Origin of the sequence: Duganella hordei, from assembly GCF_040369125.1 — a bacterium.
GTDB classification, from domain to species: Bacteria; Pseudomonadota; Gammaproteobacteria; order Burkholderiales; family Burkholderiaceae_D; genus Rugamonas; species Rugamonas hordei.
The window spans coordinates 191,158-215,970 of record NZ_BPWI01000005.1 but is presented as its reverse complement, the minus strand read 5'-3'; the positions used below and the strand labels follow the sequence as shown (position 1 = coordinate 215,970).

Below are 24,813 nucleotides of genomic sequence, written 5' to 3'. Positions count from 1 at the left end.
AATATGAAGAAACCCACTCCGGTGCCTTTCACCGGCTATCAAAAAGCCGTCGTGGCGATGCTGGCCTTCCTGCAGTTCGCCGTCATCCTGGATTTCATGCTGATGTCGCCGCTGGGCGCGGTCATCATGCCGGCCCTGAACATCGGCCCGGCGCAGTTCGGCCTGGTGGTCTCGGCCTACGCCTTCAGCGCCGGCGCCTCCGGCCTGCTGACCGCCGGCTTTGCCGACCGCTACGACCGCAAGAAGCTGCTGCTGTTCTTCTACACCGGATTCATCCTCGGCACCCTGTGGTGCGGCCTGGCGCAAAGCTTTGAATCGCTGCTGGCGGCGCGCATCGTCACCGGCCTGTTCGGCGGCGTCATCGGTTCCGTGGTGCTGGCCATTTCCACCGACCTGTTCCCGCCGCAGATGCGCGGCCGCGTCATGGGCCTGATCCAGACCGCGTTTGCCGCCAGCCAGGTGCTGGGCATCCCGGCCGGCATCTACCTGTCCAACCAGTGGAACTGGCATATCCCGTTCATCGCCATGGCGGCGTTCGGCCTGGTCGGCGGCCTGCTGGTCGCATGGAAGATGCAGCCTGTGAACGAGCACCTGGGCAAGCCGCAGGAGCACACCGCGTGGATGCACCTGTACCACACGCTGACGGAAAAACGCTATCTGCTGGCGTTCGCCACCACCGCCCTGCTGACCACCGGCGGCTTCATGCTGATGCCGTTCAGCAGCGCCTACGTGGTCAACAACCTGGGCATCGACCTGCACCACCTGCCGACCGTCTACCTGGTGACCGGCCTGGCGACCATCTTCATCGGTCCGATGATAGGCAAGGCGGCCGACGCGATCGGCAAGTTCAGGGTGTTCCTGTTCGGCACCACGCTGTCGATCACCATGGTGCTGATCTACACCAACCTGGGACCGACCTCGCTGCCGGTGCTGATCATTGTGAATACGGTGCTGTTCATCGGCATCTTCTCGCGCATGATCCCGTTCCAGGCGCTGGTGTCGTCGGTGCCGTCGCAGACCCAGCGCGGTTCGTTCAACGCCATCAGCGCCTCGATCCAGCAGTTGTCGGGCGGGTTGGCGTCGGTCGTGGCCGGCCATATCGTCACGCAGGGCGCGGACGGCCACTTGCAGAATTTCAACGTGGTCGGCTACGTGGTGGTGGGCAGTTCATTGGTGGCCACCACGCTGTTGTGGCGCTTGAACCGGGGACTGGCGGCACAGGTGCAGGTGCCGGCGCCGCAGGCCGCCGCCTGACGAAATCATGGCAAATTGTTTCCGAATGTTAAGGAAACCCAATAAAGTTTCCACGTGGCACTATTTTGGACTACAATACTTCAAGTAGCCCAAACAACTGCTCAAAAAGGAAATAGTTCATGAACGCCAGGAATATGGATCCAGCCTGTCTGCGCGCGCTGCGCCGCCGCGGACACTCCGATGCCAGCATCACAGCAATGACCCCGGAAGAAGCGTTTTGCGAGTACTGCGCTTATCACGGCATCATGAATTTGCTGCCGGCGACGCTGGAAATGCTCGACAAGCTGCGCGGGGAAACCGTAGCGCAGTAATGAAATGGCCACCCTGAGGTGGCCATTTTTTTAACGATAAAACGCTTCGACTTTACCCTTCAGCTTGATCAGCATCGGGTTGCCCTTGCGGTCCAGGCTCTTACCGGCAGGAACCTTGATCCAGCCTTCGCTGATGCAGTACTCATCAACGTCGAGGCGTTCTTTATCGTTAAAACGGATGCCGACGTCGTGTTCGAAGACGGCGGCAACGTGGTGCGGGCTGCGCGGATCGATCGACAGACGATCCGGCAATGGAGGGAGTTGGGTAGTATCGTTCATCCCTCAATTATATCAGCTGGTTTTGAAGATCAGCTGCGCCACCCGCTGCAATTTCGGATACACCATCGGCACAGTCAGCATGGTGCTGCCGATCGCCATCAGCAGCAGCGCGGTGAAGGTCTCGCTGGTGATGATCTGCTTGTCCAGCAGGATGTTGACGAAGATGATCATGATCAGCGCCTTGGTCTGCAGCAGCCAGCCGATGATCGAGGCCTCGCCCGGCCCCCACTTCAGTATCTTGCCGGCGATGTGGACGCCGGCCAGCTTGCCGCTGACCGAGGCGATCAGCATCACGGCCGCCACGATGAACACCGCAGAACCGCCCATCGCCCAGTTGGTGCGCAGGCCGGTGCTGAGGAAGAACACCGGCATGATGGCCATCAGCACGTTGGCGCGCAGGAAGTCCATCCGTTCCTGGCTGAACCAGTGGGAATCCATCACCGCGCCGGCCAGGAAGGCGCCGACCATGAAGTGCAGGCCGGCCCAGTCGGCGGCAAACGCGCACACGGCCAGCCAGATGAAGGAGATATACCAGCGGTCGCGCTCTTCCAGGCGCACCATCATCATGCGGAACAGCTTGGTCGCCACGGCGAACGCTACCAGGAAGCCGACCTGGCGACCAACGCGGTCCCAGTCCATCAGGATTGCCGCCAGCACGCCCCAGATGGCGATGTCGTCGACGCTGGCGTAGCGCAGGATGCGCTGGCCGATCGGCTGGCGCAGGATTTCCAGTTTCTCCATCAGCAGGATCAGGATGGGCAGCGCGGTCACCGCGCAGGCCATGCCCACGCCCACCACGAATTGCCAGGTCTGGGCTTTCGGCCCCATCCAGCCGGCATAGCCGATCAGGCCCAGCGCGGCGACGCAGCCGAACACCAGCGGCGTGCCCAGGGCCAGGCCGGCGGTGATGGCGCTTTCGCGGCGGTGCTCCCAGGCCTTCTTCAGATCCAGCTCGATGCCGGCGATCATCACGAAGATCATCACCGCCCACCAGGCGACGCCGTTCAGCGACTGCACCACCTGAGGGTTGAAGACGAAACTGTAGTACTCGGGATAGGCTCGGCCCATGATGCCCGGCCCCAGCAGGATGCCGGTGATGATCTGCACCACGACCAGCGGCGCGTAGTAGTCCGTGTTGCCGAAGCGCCAAATGATGTATGGCACGCTAAAAATGATAGTCATCGCGATCAGGAAGATCTCGGTTGTCCCCATGTGCATTGCGGTCTCCGCTGTTTTTGTAGGATGGAAACGATATCATAATTACGTAATGTTATGTAATTAAAACTAATTATCCAGCAAACGTGAAAATCTTACATCGGTGTAAATATCTTCTCGCATATACTTGATTAATCAAGTATAGTTCAAGCACTAATCAACGAGGAATCCATCATGGATGAAAATACAACTTCCGTCTCGCCGGCCGTCAGCCCCAGCCTGGAATTCGCGCTGCGGCTGGCGCGCGCGCAGGCGACGCTGGTGCGCCGGCTCGACCAGGTGCTGGGCGGCTATCACGGCATCAGCTTTGGCGACTTCATGCTGCTGCACTACCTGAACCGCGCACCGGGCGGCCGCCTGCGCCGCGTCGACCTGGCCGAACGCCAGGGCCTGACCGCGTCCGGCGTCACCCGCACCTTGCTGCCGCTGGAAAAAATCGGCCTGGTCGAGCGCCAGCAGGATCCGCGCGACGCCCGCGTCGCCTATGCCGCCATCACCGAAACCGGCCGCGAACTGCTGAACAACGCCGTCACGGTGGCGGAGCAGATCAGCAAGGACCTGCTGCGCAACTGCCCGCCCGCGCATTTCGACGACGTGAGCACCGCGCTGGGCCTGATCGCCGGCATGAACGCCACCAATTCCTGAGAGAGCTCCAACATGGACGATCCGAAACTGCAACGCGTGGCATTGAAGCGCGACCCGAACTTCAAGTGGCTGCTGCGCGGCGGCGTGATCTCCATGCTGGGAGACCAGCTGACCATCGTCGCCCTGCCCTGGCTGGTGCTCAAGCTGACCGGCGACACGCTGGCGCTGGGCTTCGTCATCGCGCTGATGAGCATACCGCGCGCCGTCTTTATCCTGATCGGCGGCGCGCTGACGGACCGCTACTCGCCCAAGCGCGTGCTCATGCTCAGCAAGTACGCCAACGCCGTGCTGCTTGCCTTGCTTACGCTGCTGGTGTTGAACCACGAACCGGCGCTGCAGATATCGGACACGCTGTCGCTGACGGTGGACCTGTCGCCGCACGCCACGCTGAACATCATCTATGTGCTGGCCTTCGCCATCGGCCTGGCGCAGGCTTTCGGCATCCCATCCGGCACGTCGATGATGCCGCATGCGATTCCGCCCGAGCACTTCCAGGCGGCCAACGGCATGATGATGGGGCTGCGCCAGCTGACGATGCTGGTCGGCCCGCTGATGGCAGCGGGCCTGCTGGCCATCAGCGGCGGTAGTGGCGGCAATGGCGGCAACGGCGGCATGATCGCCGATGCGCGCGGCCTGGCGTTCGCGTTCGGCTTCGACTGCGTCAGCTTCCTCGTCTCCGCATGGACCTTGTCCAGGGTCCGCACGCTGGCCATGCCGCCGAAAACGGAAGCGCCGCAATCGGTGCTGGGCTCCGTCCACGCCGGCCTGGCGATGGTATGGAGCGACGTGCCGCTGCGCCTGTGCTTCATCTACTGGGGCACCGTCTCGCTGTTCATCGGCGGCGCGATGCAGGTGGCGATTCCGGTGCTGGCCAGCGAGCTGCATGGCGCCTCCACGCTAGGCCTGCTGATGGGCGCCAACGGCGCCGGCATGCTGCTGGGGATGGCCGGCGCCGCGGTCGGCGGCAAGCGCCTGCGCTTCGCCACCTTCGGCACCACGATCCTGCTGATCGACGCCATCGCCGGCCTGCTGCTGATACCGATGGCCGCCGTGCACGCCGCATGGCAGGCGGCGCTGCTGATGCTGCTGCTCGGCGCGCTGTCCGGCTTCATGCAGGTCAACGTCTTCACCTGGATACAGCGCCGCGTGCCGCCGCACATGATGGGCCGCGCGATGAGCATCTTCATGTTCATCTTCATGGGACTGGCGCCGATGTCGGCCGCCGCCGCCGGCTGGATACTGACGATGATCCCGCTGTCGCAATTGTTCGTCGGAGGTGGCATCATACTGATGGCGTTCGCCGCGCTGGCCTGGCTGCTCACGCCCATCCGCGGCATCACGTCGAACACACCGCAACCGCAGTAAAAGGAACCGTGCATGGAAACCAAATGGCTGGAAGACTTCATCTCGCTGGTCGAGACCAATAACTTCAGCCGTTCCGCGGCGCTGCGCCACGTGACGCAGCCCGCCTTTTCGCGCCGCATCCAGTCGCTGGAAAACTGGCTGGGCACGGACCTGATCGACCGCACCTCGTATCCCACCCGCCTGACGCCGGCCGGCATCGTCTTCTACGAGCAGGCGCTGGAAATGCTGGCGCAGATCAACGGCGCGCGCGACATGCTGCGCTCCAAGCGCGCCGCCGCGCAGACCAGCATCGACCTCGCCGTGCCGCACACGCTGTCGCTGACCTTCGTGCCGAAATGGCTGACGTCACTGGAGCACGACTTCGCCCCTATCAGCAGCCGCCTGATGGCGCTCAACGTGCACGACGCCGTGATGCAGCTGGTCGAAGGCGGCTGCGACCTGCTGTTGTGCTACCACCATCCGCGCCAGCCGGTGCAGCTCGACCCGGGCCGCTACGACATGCTGGTGCTGGGCCACGAATCGCTGCGCGCCTACGCCCGCTGCGACAAGAACAAGGTGCCCGAATTCACGCTGCCCGGTTCGAAAAAAGAGCCTCTGCCGTTTTTATCGTACACCAACAACGCCTACCTGGGCCGCATGGTGGAGCTGATCCTGGCCGACGCCAAAACCCCGCTGCACCTGGACCCGCACTACGAAACCGACATGGCCGAAGGCTTGAAGATGATGGCGCTCGAAGGCCGCGGCATCGCCTTCCTGCCCGAGTCGGCGGTCACGCGGGAGCTCAAGCAAAAGCAGCTGGCGCGCGCCGACGGCGGCACCTCGGACTGGGAAATCGAAATGGAAATCCGGCTCTATCGGGAGCGTCCGTCGGCGCAGCGGCGCGGCAAGGCCATCGTCGAACGGTTGTGGGAATTCCTCGAACAGCAGCAGAAAAGCAGCGGCCGCAAACGTCGCGCTCCCGTATCGGAGCGATAATACCAATCCGCTAACTATGCATTTTTTGCATAGCCGAATGCGCATACAGCATTGGCCCGTTTTACGTCTCCCACCCTATGATTCGTTCCACTTGAACGCCGCCACGAGCAGCCTTCAGCCACGAATCCACCGGAGACTTGAGCATGACCACTGTACAAGCACAACACACACTGCCTTCCTACCTCAATCCAGAAGACCTGGGTCCCTGGGGCGTCTACCTGCAGCAGATCGACCGCGTCACGCCGCACCTGGGCAACCTGTCGCGCTGGGTCGAAACGCTGAAGCGCCCGAAGCGCATCCTGACCGTCGACGTGCCGATCGAGCGCGATGACGGCTCGATCGCCCACTACGAAGGCTACCGCGTTCAGCACAATATGTCGCGCGGCCCGGGCAAGGGCGGCGTGCGCTTCCACCAGGACGTCACGCTGTCCGAAGTGATGGCCTTGTCGGCCTGGATGACGGTCAAGAACGCCGCGGTCAACGTACCGTACGGCGGCGCCAAGGGCGGCATCCGCGTCGACCCGAAGACCCTGTCCCGCGGCGAACTGCAGCGCCTGACCCGCCGCTACACCAGCGAGATCTCGCTGATCATCGGACCTAACAAGGACATCCCGGCACCGGACGTCAACACCAACGAACAGGTGATGGCATGGATGATGGACTCCTACGCCATGATCGAAGGTAACCTGTCGACCGGCGTCGTCACCGGCAAGCCGATCTCGCTGGGCGGCTCGCTGGGCCGCCGCGAAGCGACCGGCCGCGGCGTGTTCGTGGTGGGCCGCGAAGCCGCCGCCAAGCGCGGCGTGGCGATCGAAGGCGCACGTGTCGCCATCCAGGGTTTCGGTAACGTCGGCGGCGTCGCCGCGACCATGTTTGCCAACGCAGGCTCCAAGGTCATCGCCGTGCAGGATCACACCGGCACCGTGGTGCACCAGGGCGGCCTGGACGTCGCCCGTCTGCACGATCACGTCGCCGAAACCGGCAGCGTGACCGGATTCGCCGGCGCCGAAGCCTTCCTGGACCGCGAAGCCTTCTGGGGCATCGAATCGGACATCCTGATTCCGGCCGCGCTGGAACAGCAGATCACCGCCGCCAACGCGCCGACGATCCGCACCAAGATCATCCTCGAAGGCGCCAACGGCCCGACCACGCCGGAAGCGGACGACATCCTGACCGACAAGGACGTGCTGATCGTTCCCGACGTGCTGGCCAACGCCGGCGGCGTAACCGTGTCATACTTTGAATGGGTACAGGACTTCTCCAGTTTCTTCTGGAGCGAGGACGAAATCAACGCACGACTGACTCGCATCATGCAAGACGCATTCAACGCCGTATGGACCGTATCGCAAGAGAAGAAAGTAACACTGCGCACAGCGACTTTCATCCTGGCGTGCACCCGTGTGCTGCAAGCCCGCGAAGTACGCGGCCTGTATCCATGATCCACTGAACCCCAGCAGTTTTACGCCTGTACCAGCTTCGGCTCGTGCAGGCGTTTTTCACATTTAAAAGACAAGAATAAAGAGGACGCACCATGAGCACCATCGAACAGAAAGCGCTGGCATACCACCGCGCCGGCAGCGCAGGCAAGATCGCCATCGAAGTCACCAAGAGCGTGGTGACCCAGGAAGACCTGGCGCTGGCTTACTCGCCCGGCGTGGCGGCACCCTGCGTGGAAATCCAGCGCGAGCCGGCCAAGGCCTACGAATACACCGCCAAGGGCAACCTGGTCGGCGTGATCACCAACGGCAGCGCGGTGCTCGGCCTGGGCAACATCGGCGCGCTGGCCGGCAAGCCTGTGATGGAAGGCAAAGTGGTGCTGTTCAAAAAATTCGCCGGCATCGACGCCTTCGATATCGAAATCGACGAATCCGATCCGGACAAGCTGATCGAGATCATCGCCGCGCTGCATCCTACGTTCGGAGGTATCAACCTGGAAGACATCAAGGCGCCGGAATGCTTCTACATCGAGCGCAAGCTGCGCGAACGGTTGTCGATACCGGTGTTCCACGACGACCAGCATGGCACCGCCATCGTGGTCGGCGCCGGCATGCTGAACGCCATCGAGATGACCGGCCGCGATATCGCCACCGTGAAGATCGTCTGCTCCGGCGCCGGCGCGGCGGCCATGGCCTGCCTGGAACTGCTGGTGGACCTGGGCGCGGAGCGCAAGAACATCTACGTATGCGACAGCAAGGGCGTGCTGACCACGGCGCGCGCGCTGGATGGCGAAAAAGCCGCGTGGGCGCAGGACACTTCGGCCACCAGGCTGTCGGAAGTGATGGAAGGCGCGGACGTGTTCCTCGGCGTGTCCGGTCCCGGCGTGCTGTCGCAGACGGACATCCAGCGCATGAAGGCCCAGCCCATCGTCTTCACGCTGGCCAATCCGGAGCCGGAACTGCGGCCGGAACTGGTGCGCGAGGTGGCGCCGGATGCAATCATCGCCACCGGCCGTTCGGACTATCCGAACCAGATCAACAACGCGCTGTGCTTCCCCTACCTGTTCCGCGCGGCGCTCGACAGCGGCGCCTCGACCATCAACCAGGAAATGAAGCGCGCCTGCGTGGTGGCGCTGGCCGACATGGCGCGTGCCGACGCCCGCTTCGGCAAGGACTACGTGGTGCCCGGCCTGCTCGATCCCCGCCTGCTGCGCGGCGTCACGCCGAAGATCGCCTCGGCCGCCTGGCGCAGCGGCGTCGCCCGCAAGGAGCTGATCGAACTCGAATACGCGGACGACCTGACCGACCTGGCCGAATCGCTGATTTAAACCCGGGGTCAGATCTGACATTTGGACACGAACTCTACCGTAGTGGGCCACTACGGTAGAGCTCGTGTCCAAATGTCAGATCTGACCCCGTCTTGCTAGTTGCGAACCACGCGCACGGTCCGCAGCTGGTTTTCGTCGCCGATCAGCAGCATCGCGTGATCGGCGAACAGCATCTGCCGGAACACCGGCGAGCTGCCGATGCCGGTCCCCGGACCGGTCAACCGGACACGCTCGACCAGCGATTTCTGCGCCGTCAGCGCCGCCGTGCCCACGCCATAGTCGGCCAGCACCACGATGTCGCCGATCGGATCGCCGGGGTTGTAGGAGCCGAGCACCAAATCGGCCAGCAGCAGGCTGCCCTTGTATGCCCGCGCATCGAATTCCGGTCCGCGCACATTGCCCTTCCAGTGACCCGACAGGGTCTCCAGCGCCAGGTCGGAGTTGCTGACCGATAGCACCGGCGCGCCGTTGCTATCAATCGCCACACCATTCACGCCGCCAGGACTGGTGGTGGTGCCCTTGGCGTTCCACAGCACGCCCATCTTGCCGTTGGTGTCCAACACTGTCGGATAAGGCTGCGCCCCGCCGGTGGCGAGTGTACGTAACACCGGCGCGCCCAAACCCTTCGGCCACATGGCCAGCATGGCGCCGCCGTTTTCCAGCCAGGCCGTCAGCACCGCGCCGCCAGCAGCCGCCACGCGCGGATGCAGGGACGACGTCGAAATCTCGAATGGAGGGGTCAGCTGCCTGCCGTTGAAATCGAACTTGCACAATTTGAGCAGGTACTGCGTCTTGTCGGTGATCGGAAGCCGCGAGAATGTGCTAGCCAGCCAGAAGCCGTTGCCGTCCATGGCGGCGCCGCTTTCGGCCGCCGACAATTCGCTGGTGGAATCGGCAGCCGGCACCGGATACAGGTCCGTTGCGCCGCCCACCAGTTTCGCTTGCGCGTCGAAGTGCAGCAGCTTGGTGCCGGGCCCGGATTGGACCATGATGAAGCCATCCGGCGACGGCATCATCAACCAGTCGCCGGTATAACCGGCCGCCAGCGCGAAGCCGTAGTCGGTGCTGGCAGTGAGCTTGCCATCCTTGTCCAGCAGGCTCAAACGCGTGCGCGCGTATAGCTGCTTGCCGTTGACGGTGATGGAGGAAGCGGATTGCGAGCGCACCACGATGTGGTCGCCGATGACCAGCGCGTCGTGCATCGACGGCAGGCTCACTACCTGCGGATCGGTGACGGTGATGCCGGCCGTGGTGTCGGGCGAAGTGCCGACAAAGGTGCCGGCGGTCGCATCCGCCTGCGGGGTGCCCGAAGAGGAACCGGAACCGCCGCAGGCGGTCAGCGCGCAGGCCAGGATAAAGGAAAAAACTTGAGGACGCATACCGGCTCGCAGTGCACTAAGTGAAAGCGAAAAGTATATAGAAGAACAACGTTCTTCCCGAACCATCCGCGCCACAACAGCATGGCCCCGCGAGCCAGTTTGATGGCCTGTCAGACCCTATGCAGCCTAGCGGCGGATTACTTCGCCGCCCTTCATCACAAACGTCACCTTGGTCAGTTCGGAAGCGTTCTCGGACGGATCGCCCTTCACGGCGATGATGTCGGCGAACTTGCCGGCGCTGATGGAGCCGACGCGGTCCTTCCAGCCCAGCAGGTCGGCCGCGTTGATGGTCGCCGCCTGGATCGCCTGCATCGGCGTCATGCCGTACTTGGTCATGTAGGCGAACTGCCTGGCGTTGTCGCCATGCGGGTAGACGCCGGCGTCGGTACCGAACGCCATCTTCGCGCCGCCGGTGAAGGCCTTGCGGAAGTTATCGCGCTGCAGCTGGCCGATGACCTTTTCCTTGGCGATCGATTCCGGCAGCATGCCGGCCTTCTCGCCTTCCTGCAGGATGAAGTCGTCGTTGTAGATGTCCATCACCAGGTAGGTGCCTTTCTCGCGCGCCAGCCGGATGCCTTCGTCGTCGATCAGGCTCGCATGTTCGACCGAATCGACGCCCGCGATGATCGCGTCGCGGATGGCGCTGGTGCCGTGCGCATGCGCCGCCACCTTGCGGCCCAGCTTATGCGCCTCGCCGACGATGGCCTGCATCTCTTCCAGCGTGTACTGCTGCGCGCCCGGCTCGTCGCCCTTGGACAGCACGCCGCCCGATGCGCAGATCTTGATCACGTCGGCGCCGTACTTGGCCATCTCGCGCACCTTGGCGCGCGCCTCCCACGGACCGTCGGCCACGCCACGGCTGGTGAATTTCATCTCCGCCGGCAGCAGGTTCTCGTCGCAATGGCCGCCCTGGATGCCGATGGCGTAACCGGCCGTGCGCATGCGCGGGCCGATGAAATCGCCGTCGTTGATGGCGTCGCGCAGCGCGACGTCGCCGAAGCCGCTGGCGCCGACATTGCGCACCGTGGTGAAACCAGCTTCCAGCGTCTTGCGCGCGGCGCGCACGCCGTACAGCGCGGCCCGCGTGTCGGATACGCCCAGCGCGTTGTAGCCGCCCAGGTAAGGGTCGCCGGTCAGGTGGGTATGCATGTCGATCAGGCCTGGCAGCACCGTTTGCGACGACAGGTCGATCAGTTGCGCGCCGGCCGGCACCTTGGCCGATGCGCTCGGGCCGACCGAGGTAACGCGATCGCCGGTGATGATGATGGTCTGGTCCTTGAGCACCGTGCCGGCCACCACGTCGACCAGTTTGCCGGCGCGGATCGCGACGACTTTGCCGGCGTCGGCGAACGACGGCGCCGCCGCGCCCAGGGCGCCCAGGACGGCGGCGGAAATCAGGAGATGCTTGAACTTCATGGGATGCGCCCTTTTCTGGAAAAAGAAAAGGATAGCAGAGCCCTCGCTAAAAGACTATCCGGGCCAGGCGCAGGTGCGGAAGCCGGCGAAGATGTCGTCGCGCTCGGGCATGAAGAAGTTGCGGAACCTGGCCGATCCGAAACGCGACGGCGTCGCGAACGAGGCGCCGCGCAGGACCTGGTGCGTGGAGAACCAGGGCTCGGAATATTCGCGGTAGCGGTCTGCCTGGAACTCCGGATAAGGCTCGAATGGCGACGCCGTCCACTCCCACAACTGCCCCCAGCGGAAGGCCGGATGGCCCGACAGCGCGGCATATTCCCACTCCGCCTCGGTCGGCAGGCGGCGGTTGGCCCAGGCGCAGTAAGCCTGCGCTTCATACAGGTTCACGTGGCGCACCGGTTCTGCGCCGGCCAGCGTCGAGAGCTGGCCGAAGCGCATCGTGCGCCACTGGCCTCCGTCGCGCTGCCAGTAGCGCGGCGCCGAGCGATCCTGCCGCATCAGCCAGTCGGCGCCGGCGGTGCTCCAGAACTGGCGGTTGTCATAGCCGCCGTCGGCGACAAAGTCGGCGTACTGCGCGTTGCTGACCAGCGTGCTGTCGATGGCGAACGGCGCCACGCGGTGCGCATGCGCCTGGCGTTCGTTGTCGAAGGCGAAGCCATGGCCTTCGGCGCTGCCCAGCTGGATGGTGCCGCCGGGGAAACCGATCTCGGACGGCGCAAACAAGGCCTGCTCGTCGCGCGGCGCCCGCTCCGGCGCGGCCAGGCCCAGCGTCTGCAGCGTGTACAGCAGCGCCTCGCCGTGCATGTCCTCGTGCGCCAGCGCCAGGCGGTAGGGATACAGCGCCGCATCGTCGTTCGGCTCGCGCGACAGCTTGTCGAGCACGCGGTCCAGCACTTCGTGGCAGTAGGTCTTCAGCGCACCGGCGCTGGGCAGGTCCAGCGTCCAGCGGCTGCGGTGCGGCACGCGCGCGGAGTCGAACCAGCCGTCGCCGCGGGTCAGCAGGCAGTTGCCGACGGCATCAGCCGGATCGCTGGAAGCGGCATCGCGCAGGATGAACCATTCGGCGAACCAGGCGATATGGCCCAGCTCCCACAACGGCGGATTGACGATGCGCAGCTGCGGCACACGCTCGGATACGTCCATGCCGGCGGCGGCAAAGCATTCGAACAGCGACAGCGTATAATCCCGCGCATGCCGCAGCGCCTCCGCCAGTTGACGGGGCGTGGCGATCCTGAAGGAAGATGGACTTGAATTCATGGGCCGATTGTAACGATTTCCAGGCAAAACACCAGTGACCGCACACCACATCTGGATCGTCAGCCCCGCCTCGGCGCGCGCCAACAACGGCAACTGGCAGAGCGCGAGCCGCTGGGCGCGCTTTCTGCGCACGCGCTACAAGGTAACGATTTCGCAACAATGGCCCGACCCGGACGAGATGGGCAATGCGGCCCATACCAGGCCTCCCGACCTGCTGATCGCGCTGCACGCGCGCCGCTCCGCGCCGTCGCTGGCGGCCTATGCGGAGCAGCATCCGCACCGCCCGTCCATCCTGCTGCTCACCGGCACCGATCTATACCGCGACATCGAGACCGACGCCAGCGCCCAGCGCTCGCTGCGGCAGGCCAGCGCGCTGGTGCTGCTGCAGCCGGCCGGCATGGATGCCCTGCCCGCGCCATTGCGCGCCAAGGCCAGCGTCATCTTCCAGTCGGCGCCGACGCTGCGGCCCGCCCGCGCGCCAGCCGCGCGGCGCCACGCCGACGTCGTCATGGTGGGCCACCTGCGCGCCGAAAAAGACCCGCTGACCTTCATGCGTGCCGCCGGACTGGTCACGGCGGCCAAGGCGCGCCTGGTCCACATTGGCGGCGCGCTGGAACAGCAGTTGGCCGAAGCCGCGCAAGCGACGGCCACCGCGCAGCCGCGCTACCGCTGGCTGGGCGCCCTGCCGCACGCCGCCACGCGCCAGCGCCTGAAGCGCAGCTATCTGATGGCGATCACCTCGCACATGGAAGGTGGCGCCAACGTCATCATCGAAGCTGTCTGCAGCGGCGTGCCGGTGCTGGCCAGCGACATCAGCGGCAATCGCGGCATGCTGGGCGACGACTACGCCGGCTATTTCCCGCCCGGCGACGCCGCCGCGCTGGCGCGCCTGATCGACCGCGCGGTGCAGGACCAGGACTTTCACGCGCGCCTGCGCGCGCAGTGCGACGCCCGCGCTCCCCTCTTCGCTCCAGCGGCCGAGCAGGCGGCATTGCTGGAGTTGGTGGATAATCTGCTTCAACACAAGACCAATCAAGGAAATCAAAATGAGCAATGACGCTATCAAACTGACCTCGTTCTCCCACGGCGGCGGCTGCGGCTGCAAGATCGCGCCCGGCGTGCTGTCGGAGATACTGAAGAACTCCACCGGCTTCCCGGTGCCGAAGGAACTGATGGTCGGCATCGAGACCGCCGACGACGCTGCCGTCTACAAGCTCAATGACGAGCAGGCGCTGATCGCCACCACCGATTTCTTCATGCCCATCGTCGACGATCCGTTCGACTTCGGCCGCATCGCCGCCACCAACGCCATCTCCGACGTCTACGCGATGGGCGGCACGCCGATCATGGCGTTGGCACTGGTCGGCATGCCGATCAACAAACTGCCGATCGAGACCATCGGCCAGATCATCAAGGGCGGCGAATCGATCTGCGCCGAAGCCGGCATTCCTATCGCGGGCGGCCACACCATCGACTCGGTCGAACCGATCTACGGCCTGGTGGTGCTGGGCCTGGTGCATCCGTCCAAGGTCAAGCGCAATGCCGACGCCAGGGCCGGCGACACGCTCATCCTGGGCAAACCGCTAGGCGTGGGCGTGCTGTCCGCCGCGCTGAAGAAGGACAAGCTGGACGCCGACGGCTACAAGGCCATGATCGCCAACACCACCAAGCTGAATAAGCCCGGCAAGGCCTTGTCCGAGATGGCCGGCGTGCACGCGCTGACCGACGTCACCGGCTTCGGCCTGCTGGGCCACCTGCTGGAACTGGCGCGCGGCGCCAAGCTGGAAGCGCAGTTGGACATGGCGAAGATCCCTTTGCTGCCGGGCGTCGAGCAACTGGCGCACGAGGGCTACTTCACCGGCGCCTCCGGCCGCAACTGGGAAGGCTATGGCAAGGACGTGCAGCTGTCGCCGTCGATCACGCAGGCGCAGCACATGCTGCTGACCGATCCGCAAACCTCGGGCGGCCTGCTGGTGTCGTGCGATCCGGCCAGCGTGGACGAAGTGCTGGCCCTGTTCCACCGCGAAGGCTTCGGCGAAGCGGCGGTGATCGGCCGTATGGCCGAAGGCACGCCGCGCATCGTCGTCTCCTGAACGAATATCCGCCGCCAATGGACGGCGCCCAACCTTCGGCGGCGAGATCCTGGAGTACACATCGCGGCTGGAGGAAGCGCGCCGCCACGCGACGGACTGCATGATCAAGAGCGCGCGGCAGCCAACAAGCCGCGCAACGCACTATCCGCGCCACCGGCGAACAACCCGGAATCCGGCGCAGCGATGAAGGTGCAATAACGATCCCGCCACCGGTGACGGCGTTATGCGGGGAGCCCCCGAAACCAAAAGATACAGTGGCTGAGAAAGACAGGGCGAGCTACACATCCCGTCAGACGATCGGCGGCTCGCGCCCCCTTAGCGGACACTGCTCCTGTGCTGCTAACTTTCCATGGAGATATCTTTGACTTTTCCAGTTTCGTCAAAGCGAACGCTAATTACATAGTCTGTAACATCGTCCGGAAGAGTAAAGTCAAAGACATCTAAGCCGTTGTCGTCATCATCTGACCAATGCGAGCGTAACTCGAGGATATCGAGGATTCGCGCAGGTTCTGGATTCCTTGTCCCAAGGTGCTTGTGCCAGTAATCGCCTTCCAGCTCCTCTAGATGATGCGATGCGAACAACTCAGCACCTTCCTCATCTTCCTGTGTGCCAACGGACTGCTTGATTGCAGCGCGAGCCAAAGCTTCTCGCCTTAAAACTTCGTCGTCACTCATAAATCCTTCTCCAATTTCCCTAATAATGCGCAATAAGTGACTTATTGCATGAGGCTGCATTTGGCCGGACCCAGCCTGTCAACTCAACATAGCAGGTTGTTAAGCTACGAGATCGGCAGCAATGGCGGCAGGCCGGGACCGACAGAATGCAGACCTTGCATAGAACTGCCTGATGCCTGTCTGGAGCTTATTTCAGAATTGGAAAGGCTTTGGTTGCACCTACCCAACACAGCGCCGCTATCAGGGAAGCCGCAATACCAAAAAGAAATCCATAACCACGTTCCTTCCTCTTTGCAGCAGGATCATTTGCTTTTCTGAGCTCATCCTTGAGGTCGTCATTGTCTGCGGAAAGCTTCTCAAGGTGCGCTGTTTGCTTCTCGATGGCCTGTGCTAGAGTCTGAAGCGTGACGTGTGGTTGTGTGGTAGATACCTGCTGCAGCATCTGCGTCCATTGCATCGGCCGTGTAACTGACCCCGTCCGCACAAACGCACTACCTTGGGTTAGAACAAGTTGGGGAGACTTCTCCACGTCGACGGCCGCAACCTTCAATCCTCCGCCGCCATCCAGGAACCTAAGAGACGTCCGCACTCCCTCCGGCTCCAGCCGCTGGAGTGCTGCCTTATAGACTCGCTCGAAGCGATCTGGATCAATTCCAATAACTGCAGGAGGCTCTGAAACTCCAACAAGGATTGTGCCGCCACTCGTATTTGCAAATGACGCGATTAGCCGCGCAAGCGTTGCTGGGTCACTCAGAGCCGTTTTGAACTCGAGGGTTTCGCTCTCGCCCGCGAAAATTAGATCAAGGATTTCTTCGGGAATGCCAGGCATATCTTTTGGTTTTACTTTTTAAGGTTCAGTTGATCGAAGTGTACGATGAGCCCGTCAACATCCAAACACACTACTTCGCCTAACCGTGTTGCTAAAGACGTATCGCTCTAGTCTCGACATTACGGTGGCTTCTGGCCGAATTCGGCCGACGGCGTTCAGGATAGCAGCTTGCCAATCAGCAAAACTCACGAATTCTCACTTTAGGCTGAAACCGCCCCGAAGCAGAAGTTCGTTATTCCTCTGGAAAACGTACGTTTATTCGATAGAATCAAAGTGGTCTAAAAATTGTATTAATCCGCCCTCGATATCTTGGGGAATCGATGAATCAGTGAATATGTTCTTCGTTCATCCCTCATCCGCAAATAAATTGGTTCGGGTTCCGGCGACAGCCGCTCTCGGCGTTTAATGACGCATAAGAACTCTTACCAGACACATCCAAAATACATCGAGTCAAATATAGTTTCTGCTGCTTGCCTTACTGCCTCACTCAATTGCGGAGAAAAGAATGCACCATATCCGGCAAGTTTAAATAACCAGTCATCTCCTTTGATTTCTTCCACGTTCCTATCCTCGACAAAGAAGTGACGCCGAAAGTTTGTTCGCAATATCCAATCTAGCGCAACTTCTTCGCCAGCCAACGGATGTGGTTCATCCTGCGGCATAATAATTTTCTTCGATGCTCCTGATAAAGCACATTTGAGTAAATAGGAGCAATGATAGGCCACGAAATCGGCCAGTTGAATTCCTGGAACCTTACGAGAGTCGCAGTTCGACGTTAGCTGAATATATTCAGGAAGTTGACATTTCAACGCGATACCTTCGTCGACAAATACTGCGTGTGGCTTCTCCAAATTATTAACATTAACAATACTAATAACAGTATCGACGATAGCTTTACCTAGCACTGGGCGCTCCTCGATAGCCGCAACATAAATGCCAATCTTACATTTCTCAAGAACCAAGTCAGAGATTGAGTTCCTTAGAGCTATGCGCGTACTGGAGCCAACCATACGATATCCACTCTTATACTCATCCACGCCAGGTACTAGGCCAGCTTGTGCAATTGCTTGATTAATGGTTGCGTCGGGTAACTCCGAGCAGTAAGCAAATCCCACACAAATATAGCCGAGCTCTTGCTGAATGCTTTCATCTACGAAGATCATTAGTGCTGGAACTTTCGCTGTGCTTAATTTCTAGGTTACCCAATTCTTTAAACGGCTGCTTCGACCTTTACGCCCTCATCACCCGGCATCTTGAAATTGATGAATTCCTTCCCAGGATAAATTGCCTTTGCCGTTTTAATCAAATCATCTGCCATTTCACGAATACTTTTATCAGAAGCTTTAAGTTGCTCAAATGCATTATGCGTACCATGCATTACCGTTCCATATATTCTCTCTCCAAGCAATTTCTCAAATTCATCCGCAGTTGCTAGTTTTCTGTTCAATCCCACTTCTGCCAACCTTGGCTGAAACTCTTTCACGTAGAATTCATTCCGAATATTAATCGATTCAATCGCAGCATGAAAACGTTCAAATTCAATCGCTAACTTAAACAATGTGACACGATGCTCTGTCTCAAGTAGAAAGTCTAACTCCGAGATATTCAAACTGAGAGAGTCGTATTTTGGGGGCTTCAATGCTGGCAACTGAAGTGCTCTAAGAATTGGATCTTGAATTTCCTCAAAAGAATTCTTAAGCTGCCGAACAGCATTAGCCTGCCTCGCGAGGGAAAAGCATGCTCGATTCAAAGCCTCTTGTCTATTTGAATGTAACTTCTTTTCTTCCTTTACTTGGTTAAGTCTAAAGGCAAAGAGAGCACCACAAAATGTACCAAATAGAGATAATACAGGTGCAACTAGTTCCTTCGTCCCTATGATCTCTGTAGTGTATGCCACCCCTCCGACACATAGAACCAAAATTCCTAGAATTATATAAATTGCTTCGGGCAAGCTATTCTTCATAAAAAATCCTTGGCTGATTGTGGAGTAAGTAACCCGAGTAGCCACCTGGGCTCACCGATTTAATCCAGAGCTGTCACGAGCCCTTTAATTTGGTTGCTTTGGCGAGCCGAACCAAAGGAGCATAAGCTTTCTGTTTATTGAGCTTGTTTGCAACGGAGTCTTGCCGATAAAGGTGACGGAACAAACCTTCAAGCTCTTCAATCTGCTGTGGGTAGATGTTGTCCCAAACTTCAAAAACAGAGCAATGAGTCCAATCGGCTTTCGTCTTTATGTGACTCTTGAGTCGCCCCTTTGCACCAGAGTTGTCGCCTCGTGCCATACCAACATACACAACATCCATTTTACTTTTCGAGCCCTTTTGCGGGACTTCGAGATAGAGCACGTAAATCCCACGAATGAGCACGGGAAGGCTAGCGATTTCAGCGCGAGGCAAGAATTCAAAACTACGCTTGAAGAGAAAGGTATGTGCTAGAGGCATATATATTCCAGTAGAAGTCTTGCAAAGTCCGCTTGAATCCGCAGCCGAAAACTGTCAAATTTTCTCAGCCATATGGAACAGCATCACATGTGCAATCTCTGACACGTCTGTTGCTGGCCAGCCCCGGCCGAAGGCATTCAGCATAGCATCTGGCATTTCTACAAAGCTCACGCATCTCACTTTAGGCCGAAGCCTCCCGTTGCGGACCTTCGTAATGAGCAACAGAACAAACTTGGCGGTCAAACTCCGTCGACGGCGGCCCCGCCTCCATGCGCGTTGTCCGCTCCAGCGTCAATGAGTGTCAGCACTCTATCAACGGCGAATTCTTCTCAAAATCAAAATAAAGTTGCTTTATGGAAAAACACGAACTATGATGGGATTATAAACAGACCTAAACAATGTCTAAAGTTGCACTAACTACAAGGAGGCCATATGTTGCTCAACGAGCCCTCTGCCGCCCAGATCCGTAAAGGACCTCCACGGCCGCAAGATGCAATGGCCCCCTTCCCGGTCTCGGCCAACTCATATGACATGACGACCGAAGACGATATCGGCGACGCGTTGACCCTGCTGGCAGCGAGCGGCGACGCGATCTCGATGTACGCGGCCGGCAGCCGGGAGGTGGTGCTCGGACGCATACTGCAGGTCGATCCCGAGTTGCCGAATTTCGTGATGGAGTTAAACGAAGGGGAGACCCTCAAGCCAGGCAACATCACCTTTGTCGCCTGGCTGCGCAGCGCGAAGCTGCAATTCCGCCTGTCCAAGCCGGAATGGACCTCGCTTCCCGGCCAGCCACAGCTGATCCCGATGATCTTCCCGGAGACCTGCGCGGTGCTGAACCGGCGCGCCTCGGAGCGCATGGAGACGCCGCTGGGCGCCAGTTTCATGGCTTCGTATGAACTGAACGGTACCCCCCATGAGTTGCCGATATACGATTTCTCGCTGGGCGGGATCGGCCTGCGTTGCTCGAAGAGCGATGCGAAGGGCTTGCTCAAGGGCCGCAAACTGCAGGAAGTGCAGCTGTATCTGGGATTGGAAACCGACATCGTCGCAGAACTGGAGGTACGCTTCACGCGCTCCATCCGCTCCTTCCTGCTGGGCGAACAGGTCCATATCGGCTGCATGTTCATCAATTTGACGCCGGAGGCGGAAGGCGAGATCAAAAGCATTATGGATCAGATAAACAATGCCCCGCGGCAGCGGTGAAGAGCGCACCGCTTTCGTTTGCACACTCAACACTAAGGACTCTAAACCGGGTCCAGGTCCTTAGGAAATTGGCTGGCTTGCAGCCATTGTTCCTCATTCAGGTCCTGGGCTGCATCTCGCCGATGCCAAGCTCTATTCAAATGGGAGAGCACATGGCCGAGGTCAATACGTAGATTACCCTCATCATAATCGGATTCGCTGTTCAACTTCGATATCAGCGCAGCCAAGTGCTCCTGCGCATCCTCAAGCTCGTACATGAGCATAGCCCAAGCAACGGGAGCGCTTTCCTTGCTAATCATAAGTCCTCCATCCTTTGCCGACCATTGTCATCGTAGCCTTGAGCCATCTGGATTGACGGCTTCTTCATCTCGACGGGTAGGGTAATAGATCTTCTTATGCTCGCTCTCGTAAAAGAGGACTCCATGAATTCCCATCGCTTGACTCTTGGGTACTCTACGTCCCCATATCGCCTTAAAAACAGCATCTAAGACTTCTGCGGACTGCTGTTGATACACCTCATCAATAAATGCAACGTCGGTGCCTGCGGAGAAGATGAGAGCAAACTCATCATCGGTCGCAGCGAAGATGTCGTAAACCGCGTTCTCAGCCGCATCAAAAATCTGGATATTCTTCATGGACCAATCTCAATCGGTTGTCGGCAATCCAGGCAAAAAAGGACTGCCGGCTATTGGTGGCAATATATTGGCACCCTATTTCTTTTCGGCAAAAGTGTAGGAAGTGCGGAAGAGTTTCAGCAGGCGGGTCTCGGGTTGGCAAAAATGCCATGATCTTATGCAGAAATTGCAAGTTGGTCAAATTTCCTTGACAGCCACGCCGGCTATCTCGTACATTAAGGTCCATGACCTCGCATCTGCACCTATCCGCTTTCCTGCTGCCGTCGCCTAGCGCCCTATCGCTAGCGATGCGCCTACTAGCACGCGCTTAATTAGCCGCGTTCCAGCTGTACCCCGTGCCGGCCACAAGCCGCACATGTCTTCAAATCCCAGGAAAGTTTGCACCGATGCTCCCAGCTTCGTCCTTGTCGCTACTGCTAAAACTACCGATCGGTTGCCGAGCCTAGTATTCCGTGGCCGCGCGGCAGCCCTTCGCCACATGTAGCGCCGGCACACCGATTCGTCGGATCACGGCATCCAGCACTTTCCAAAATTTAAAGACCCAGGAGCCCCCCATGATGTTGCAGAACCCAGCAGCGAAGTATCGCGCCTTCCCCCCTGTGCAATTGTCCGACCGCCAGTGGCCGAATAACGTCATTTCGAAGCCGCCGATCTGGATGAGCACCGATCTGCGCGACGGCAACCAGGCCCTGATCGAACCGATGACCGCCGAGAAAAAACTGCGCTTCTTCGAGCTGCTCGTGAAGATCGGCCTCAAGGAAATCGAGGTGGGCTTCCCTTCCGCCTCGCAGACCGACTTCGACTTCGTGCGCAAGCTGGTCGAGGAAAACCGCATTCCGGACGACGTCACCATCATCGTGCTGACCCAGTCGCGCGATGAACTGATCCGCCGCACGGTGGAATCCTGCGTCGGCGCCAGGCGCGCCATCGTCCACTTGTATAACTCGGTGGCGCCGGTATTCCGCAAAGTCGTCTTCGGCATGTCGCGCGAAGAGATCACCAACATCGCCACCACCGGCACCAAGCTGGTGAAGGAACTGATCAAGCAGCACCCGCAGACCGAATGGGGCTTCGAGTACACGCCGGAGTCGTTCTCCACCACCGAGCTCGATTTTTCCAAGCATATCTGCGACGCCGTCACCGCGATCTGGGAACCGACCCCGCAGAACAAGATGATCATCAACCTGCCGTCGACGGTGGAGTGCAGCACGCCCAACGTCTACGCCGACCAGATCGAATGGATGTCGCGCAAGCTGGCGCGCCGCGATTCGCTGATCATCAGCGTCCACCCGCACAATGACCGCGGCACCGCCGTCGCTTCCGCCGAGATGGCCGTGATGGCCGGCGCCGACCGCGTCGAAGGCTGCTTGTTCGGCAACGGCGAGCGCACCGGCAACGTCGATCTGGTCACGCTGGCGTTGAACCTCTACACCCAGGGCGTGCATCCCGGCCTGGACTTCTCCGATATCGACGAAGTGCGCAAGTGCGTCGAAGAGTGCAACCAGTTGCCGGTGCACCCGCGCCATCCGTATGTCGGCGACCTGGTGTTCACCGCCTTCTCCGGCTCGCACCAGGACGCGATCAAGAAAGGCTTCGCCCAGCAGAAGGAAGGCGCGCTGTGGGAGATTCCGTATTTGCCTATCGACCCGCAGGACCTGGGCCGCAGCTACGACGCAGTCATCCGCGTCAACAGCCAGTCCGGCAAGGGCGGCATGGCGTATCTGCTTGAGCAGGACTACGGCCTGGTCCTCCCGCGCCGCCTGCAGATTGAGTTCAGCCGCGCGGTGCAGGCGGTGGCCGACGCCACCGGCCTGGAGATCACCGCCGACGGCATCTACGACATCTTCAACAAGGAATACTTCGAGCAGGTTTCGCCGTACGCCTACAACTCGCACAAGATGGTGGAAGACACCAGCAGCGACGAGCCGGTGCAGATCGACATCGCCCTCACCCACCGCAAGCTGCCGATGGCACTGCAGGGCGGCGGCAACGGCCCGATCGACGCCTTCGTCGATGCGCTCGGCCTGGATATCAAGCTGATGGACTACCATGAGCACTCGATCGGCTCGGGCGCCAACGCCAAGGCGGCCTGCTACGTCGAACTGCGCCTGGCCAACGGCCCGACGCTGTTCGGCGCGGCCATCGACAGCAACATCGTCACGGCCTCGTTCAAGGCGGTGCTGAGCGCGGTCAATCGCCAGATCACGCAACAGGAAGCCGCAGCGGCGGCACCGGCGGGCGCCGACGCCACCGCCTGATTCAGGACGGCGAAGTAACGAGTATCGTCCGCGACATCATGATTTCGTCGAACAGCTGACAGTCGACGATCATCGAATCCGGCTCGCGGCCGAACTCCTGGAAGCCCAATGACTCATAGAGCTCGGTCGCCGCGGCATTGCCCGCGGTGACCGACAGAGTCAACCTTTGCACGCCCGGCATGGTCGCGGCGAATGCCAGCGCGTGCTCCATCAACCTCCGTCCAACACCCCTGCCCCGATAAGCTTCGGCCACGTACATCGCGCGGATATAACCCTTGTGCCGGATTTTCAGCGCGGTCTCACGCCCCACCGCGACCAGGCCGACCAGTTCATCGCCATCAAAGGCGCCGAACATATTGCGGCCGGAATCGGCCGCCAGCCGCGCTTCTATCGTGGACAGCGGCGTGTCGCGCTCTTCCTCGTAGCTGGAACCAAACGCGGAAGGCGACTCGCGCAACCCCACCAGCCGCAGTGCGAGGAAGGCTGCGGCATCATCTGGAATCAAACGGCGTATCAACATGGGCGACCTTAAAGAGAGCCGGCCGGATGCTGCCCGCTGGTCAGCACCAGCGAGAAGAACATTTCGGCCTGGCCGTTATAGAGTTTGAACAGCAGCGTATTACGGCCTTTTTTCAGATGGACCTTGCGGCTGCCTTCGGTCAGGTTCAGCGCGTCGATCTCCTTGCGGAGCGAGCGATAGCCGCCATCCTGGTACCACGGCTTCATGCCTTCGAAACTGGCCCACACCAGCTTATCGTTCAGCCACAGCCTGGAATCGTCGTCGCCGCCGATCTCCAGCCACGCATCGCGCTCGCGGTCCGAAGCGATCTCGGTATAGCCGTAGTAGATGGCGTACTGCGCACCGTCGACCGGCACGACGGGATAACGGTCGAAATGTGTGTACTCCCATTTCAGCAGCCGGCGGTCCTTGCCGAGGTAGACGGCATCCAGATCGATCTGCTGCTCGGGCGGAAACTCCGGCGCAACACGGGTGCTGTCGTCGGCAGGGAACGGACCGATCATGTACCACGTGTCGATATAGACCCGGCTGGCGTAGACGCCGTCGCTGCCGATGGCGCGGCTGGCCCCGGGACGCAACGTCAGCGAATTCACCGCAGGCACCGCGATGGCAGCGGAATAGTCGCGGTGCACCGCCCCTGTGGCATCGGTAAGGTCCAGCGCACTGCCCAGCGGCAGCGGCGTGGCGCCGCTGCGGCCCACGGCGGCGCCGGTGAAACCCGTGCTCTCACCGTCACCGATGCCCTGTCCTTTCACCATCGCGCCGTCAGCTTGACGCTGCTGTTGATCCTGTCGCGCCGCCAGCGCCTGGCTGGCCTGCCGCTGCATCTGGCCCATCGCCAGACTTAGCTCGGCGGGCGTCATCGTCTTCGGATCCAGCGTCGGCGGCTTGCGCTGTTCGGTTTTTCTCAAGGCTTCTTCCCTTGATATCTTCAGCAGTTTGGCCAGCTGCTCCGCCTTGGCCTCGCGCCGCAGCTGCTCGATGGACTGCGCCAGCTCATTGATCGCGGCAGCCATCTGCTCCGGCGTCTTGCGCACCTGCTGTTCGCGCGATGCAGCCGCCGGCCCAGATGCCGCCAGCCTGGCCGCATCCTTGCCGTCGCCCTGTTCCAGCGCGGCCTTGATGTTGGCCAGCTCATTCATCTCGCGGCCCAGCGCGGCACTGGTGGCGCGCTCGGCGTAGTCCGCCGCGCGCACTTCGTTCTGATTGCCGGCCGCATGCTGGCCGACGCTCCACAACACCCACGCGGCGGCTCCGTGGCCCAGCAGCGAAACGACCAGATACTTGCGGTCCATC

Annotated in this window: 26 protein-coding genes; 12 read left to right on the top strand and 14 right to left on the bottom strand. The window is 60.7% G+C overall.

All coding sequences use genetic code 11. From position 1 onward, the window contains the following. Positions 1–3: 3 nt before the first annotated feature. Entirely contained in the window at positions 4–1,254 is a 1,251-nt protein-coding gene (locus ABWW33_RS14095; RefSeq protein WP_353402296.1) for an MFS transporter, read from the top strand. A gap of 119 nt (positions 1,255–1,373) precedes the next feature. After that, positions 1,374–1,565, top strand: coding sequence for a hypothetical protein (locus ABWW33_RS14090; RefSeq protein ID WP_176653511.1), 192 nt, complete (start codon positions 1,374–1,376; stop codon positions 1,563–1,565). A gap of 30 nt (positions 1,566–1,595) precedes the next feature. Here ABWW33_RS14090 and ABWW33_RS14085 read toward each other — a convergent pair whose 3' ends face one another. Both ABWW33_RS14085 and ABWW33_RS14080 read right to left on the bottom strand, forming a co-directional pair. Continuing rightward, complete coding sequence (locus tag ABWW33_RS14085; RefSeq protein ID WP_090320741.1) at positions 1,596–1,844, bottom strand: DUF3297 family protein; 249 nt, start codon at positions 1,842–1,844, stop codon at positions 1,596–1,598. Between the two features lie 12 nt (positions 1,845–1,856). Then, positions 1,857–3,062 (bottom strand): cation:proton antiporter, encoded by a 1,206-nt coding sequence (locus tag ABWW33_RS14080; protein ID WP_353402293.1) that lies wholly within the window; start codon positions 3,060–3,062, stop codon positions 1,857–1,859. Positions 3,063–3,233: 171 nt separating this feature from the next. On the opposite strand from ABWW33_RS14080, the gene ABWW33_RS14075 reads away from it, so the two are divergent. From ABWW33_RS14075 to ABWW33_RS14055, 5 genes are all read left to right on the top strand, one after another. After that, positions 3,234–3,704 carry a MarR family winged helix-turn-helix transcriptional regulator gene (locus ABWW33_RS14075; protein WP_176653811.1) on the top strand — a complete coding sequence of 157 codons (471 nt, stop codon included), beginning with the start codon at positions 3,234–3,236 and terminating at the stop codon, positions 3,702–3,704. Positions 3,705–3,716: 12 nt separating this feature from the next. Continuing rightward, positions 3,717–5,069, top strand: a complete 1,353-nt coding sequence (locus ABWW33_RS14070; protein WP_353402291.1) for an MFS transporter — start codon at positions 3,717–3,719, stop codon at positions 5,067–5,069. A gap of 12 nt (positions 5,070–5,081) precedes the next feature. After that, positions 5,082–6,044 carry a LysR substrate-binding domain-containing protein gene (locus tag ABWW33_RS14065; protein ID WP_176653809.1) on the top strand — a complete coding sequence of 321 codons (963 nt, stop codon included), beginning with the start codon at positions 5,082–5,084 and terminating at the stop codon, positions 6,042–6,044. 143 nt (positions 6,045–6,187) lie between these two features. After that, a complete protein-coding gene (locus ABWW33_RS14060) occupies positions 6,188–7,483 on the top strand; it encodes a Glu/Leu/Phe/Val family dehydrogenase (RefSeq protein WP_176653808.1) in 1,296 nt (431 codons plus the stop codon). 92 nt (positions 7,484–7,575) lie between these two features. Next, complete coding sequence (locus ABWW33_RS14055; RefSeq protein ID WP_444550995.1) at positions 7,576–8,808, top strand: malic enzyme-like NAD(P)-binding protein; 1,233 nt, start codon at positions 7,576–7,578, stop codon at positions 8,806–8,808. 95 nt (positions 8,809–8,903) lie between these two features. Here ABWW33_RS14055 and ABWW33_RS14050 read toward each other — a convergent pair whose 3' ends face one another. From ABWW33_RS14050 to senA, 3 genes are all read right to left on the bottom strand, one after another. Continuing rightward, complete coding sequence (locus tag ABWW33_RS14050; protein WP_353402289.1) at positions 8,904–10,187, bottom strand: hypothetical protein; 1,284 nt, start codon at positions 10,185–10,187, stop codon at positions 8,904–8,906. Positions 10,188–10,313: 126 nt separating this feature from the next. Further along, positions 10,314–11,603, bottom strand: a complete 1,290-nt coding sequence (locus ABWW33_RS14045; RefSeq protein ID WP_353402287.1) for a Xaa-Pro dipeptidase — start codon at positions 11,601–11,603, stop codon at positions 10,314–10,316. 54 nt (positions 11,604–11,657) lie between these two features. Beyond that, positions 11,658–12,860 carry a selenoneine synthase SenA gene (gene senA, locus ABWW33_RS14040; protein ID WP_353402285.1) on the bottom strand — a complete coding sequence of 401 codons (1,203 nt, stop codon included), beginning with the start codon at positions 12,858–12,860 and terminating at the stop codon, positions 11,658–11,660. A 34-nt stretch (positions 12,861–12,894) separates the two neighbouring features. Here senA and senB point away from each other — a divergent pair, with 34 nt between their 5' ends. From senB to ABWW33_RS14025, 3 genes are read left to right on the top strand one after another with little or no spacing between them, the layout of a single operon-like run. Continuing rightward, a complete protein-coding gene (gene senB, locus ABWW33_RS14035; RefSeq protein WP_353402283.1) occupies positions 12,895–13,917 on the top strand; it encodes a selenoneine biosynthesis selenosugar synthase SenB in 1,023 nt (340 codons plus the stop codon). Then, positions 13,907–14,953, top strand: a complete 1,047-nt coding sequence (gene selD, locus ABWW33_RS14030) for a selenide, water dikinase SelD (RefSeq protein ID WP_353402281.1) — start codon at positions 13,907–13,909, stop codon at positions 14,951–14,953. Before senB ends, selD begins: the two co-directional genes overlap by 11 nt. A 4-nt stretch (positions 14,954–14,957) precedes the next feature. Beyond that, a complete protein-coding gene (locus tag ABWW33_RS14025; RefSeq protein ID WP_353402637.1) occupies positions 14,958–15,140 on the top strand; it encodes a heavy metal-binding domain-containing protein in 183 nt (60 codons plus the stop codon). Positions 15,141–15,292: 152 nt separating this feature from the next. On the opposite strand, the gene ABWW33_RS14020 is transcribed toward ABWW33_RS14025, so the two are convergent. The 5 genes from ABWW33_RS14020 to ABWW33_RS14000 form a co-directional block, all read right to left on the bottom strand. Then, on the bottom strand, positions 15,293–15,628 hold the full coding sequence (locus tag ABWW33_RS14020; RefSeq protein WP_353402279.1) for a DUF2004 domain-containing protein: 336 nt from the start codon (positions 15,626–15,628) through the stop codon (positions 15,293–15,295). 187 nt (positions 15,629–15,815) lie between these two features. Then, positions 15,816–16,457, bottom strand: coding sequence for an RNA-binding domain-containing protein (locus tag ABWW33_RS14015; RefSeq protein ID WP_353402277.1), 642 nt, complete (start codon positions 16,455–16,457; stop codon positions 15,816–15,818). Positions 16,458–16,879: 422 nt separating this feature from the next. Further along, the gene (locus ABWW33_RS14010) at positions 16,880–17,620 is read right to left on the bottom strand and encodes a DUF3800 domain-containing protein (RefSeq protein WP_353402275.1); all 741 of its coding nucleotides are present in this window, start codon (positions 17,618–17,620) and stop codon (positions 16,880–16,882) included. Between the two features lie 47 nt (positions 17,621–17,667). Beyond that, positions 17,668–18,420: a hypothetical protein gene (locus ABWW33_RS14005; RefSeq protein WP_353402273.1), complete on the bottom strand. Its 753-nt coding sequence runs from the start codon at positions 18,418–18,420 to the stop codon at positions 17,668–17,670. Positions 18,421–18,493: 73 nt separating this feature from the next. Further along, positions 18,494–18,898 carry a GIY-YIG nuclease family protein gene (locus ABWW33_RS14000; protein WP_353402272.1) on the bottom strand — a complete coding sequence of 135 codons (405 nt, stop codon included), beginning with the start codon at positions 18,896–18,898 and terminating at the stop codon, positions 18,494–18,496. A gap of 432 nt (positions 18,899–19,330) precedes the next feature. Here ABWW33_RS14000 and ABWW33_RS13995 point away from each other — a divergent pair, with 432 nt between their 5' ends. After that, entirely contained in the window at positions 19,331–20,104 is a 774-nt protein-coding gene (locus ABWW33_RS13995) for a flagellar brake protein (protein ID WP_353402271.1), read from the top strand. A 41-nt stretch (positions 20,105–20,145) separates the two neighbouring features. Here ABWW33_RS13995 and ABWW33_RS13990 read toward each other — a convergent pair whose 3' ends face one another. Then, positions 20,146–20,403, bottom strand: a complete 258-nt coding sequence (locus ABWW33_RS13990) for a hypothetical protein (RefSeq protein ID WP_353402269.1) — start codon at positions 20,401–20,403, stop codon at positions 20,146–20,148. A 27-nt stretch (positions 20,404–20,430) separates the two neighbouring features. Next, positions 20,431–20,739 carry a DUF8220 family protein gene (locus tag ABWW33_RS13985; RefSeq protein WP_353402267.1) on the bottom strand — a complete coding sequence of 103 codons (309 nt, stop codon included), beginning with the start codon at positions 20,737–20,739 and terminating at the stop codon, positions 20,431–20,433. A gap of 554 nt (positions 20,740–21,293) precedes the next feature. Between ABWW33_RS13985 and leuA the strand changes: the two genes are divergently transcribed. After that, positions 21,294–22,997, top strand: coding sequence for a 2-isopropylmalate synthase (gene leuA / locus ABWW33_RS13980; RefSeq protein ID WP_353402266.1), 1,704 nt, complete (start codon positions 21,294–21,296; stop codon positions 22,995–22,997). Position 22,998: 1 nt separating this feature from the next. Here the strand turns inward: leuA and ABWW33_RS13975 are convergent, their stop codons facing one another. Both ABWW33_RS13975 and ABWW33_RS13970 read right to left on the bottom strand, forming a co-directional pair. Continuing rightward, entirely contained in the window at positions 22,999–23,517 is a 519-nt protein-coding gene (locus ABWW33_RS13975) for a GNAT family N-acetyltransferase (protein ID WP_353402264.1), read from the bottom strand. An 8-nt stretch (positions 23,518–23,525) separates the two neighbouring features. Beyond that, complete coding sequence (locus tag ABWW33_RS13970) at positions 23,526–24,812, bottom strand: BAR domain-containing protein (protein ID WP_353402262.1); 1,287 nt, start codon at positions 24,810–24,812, stop codon at positions 23,526–23,528. Position 24,813: the final 1 nt, after the last annotated feature.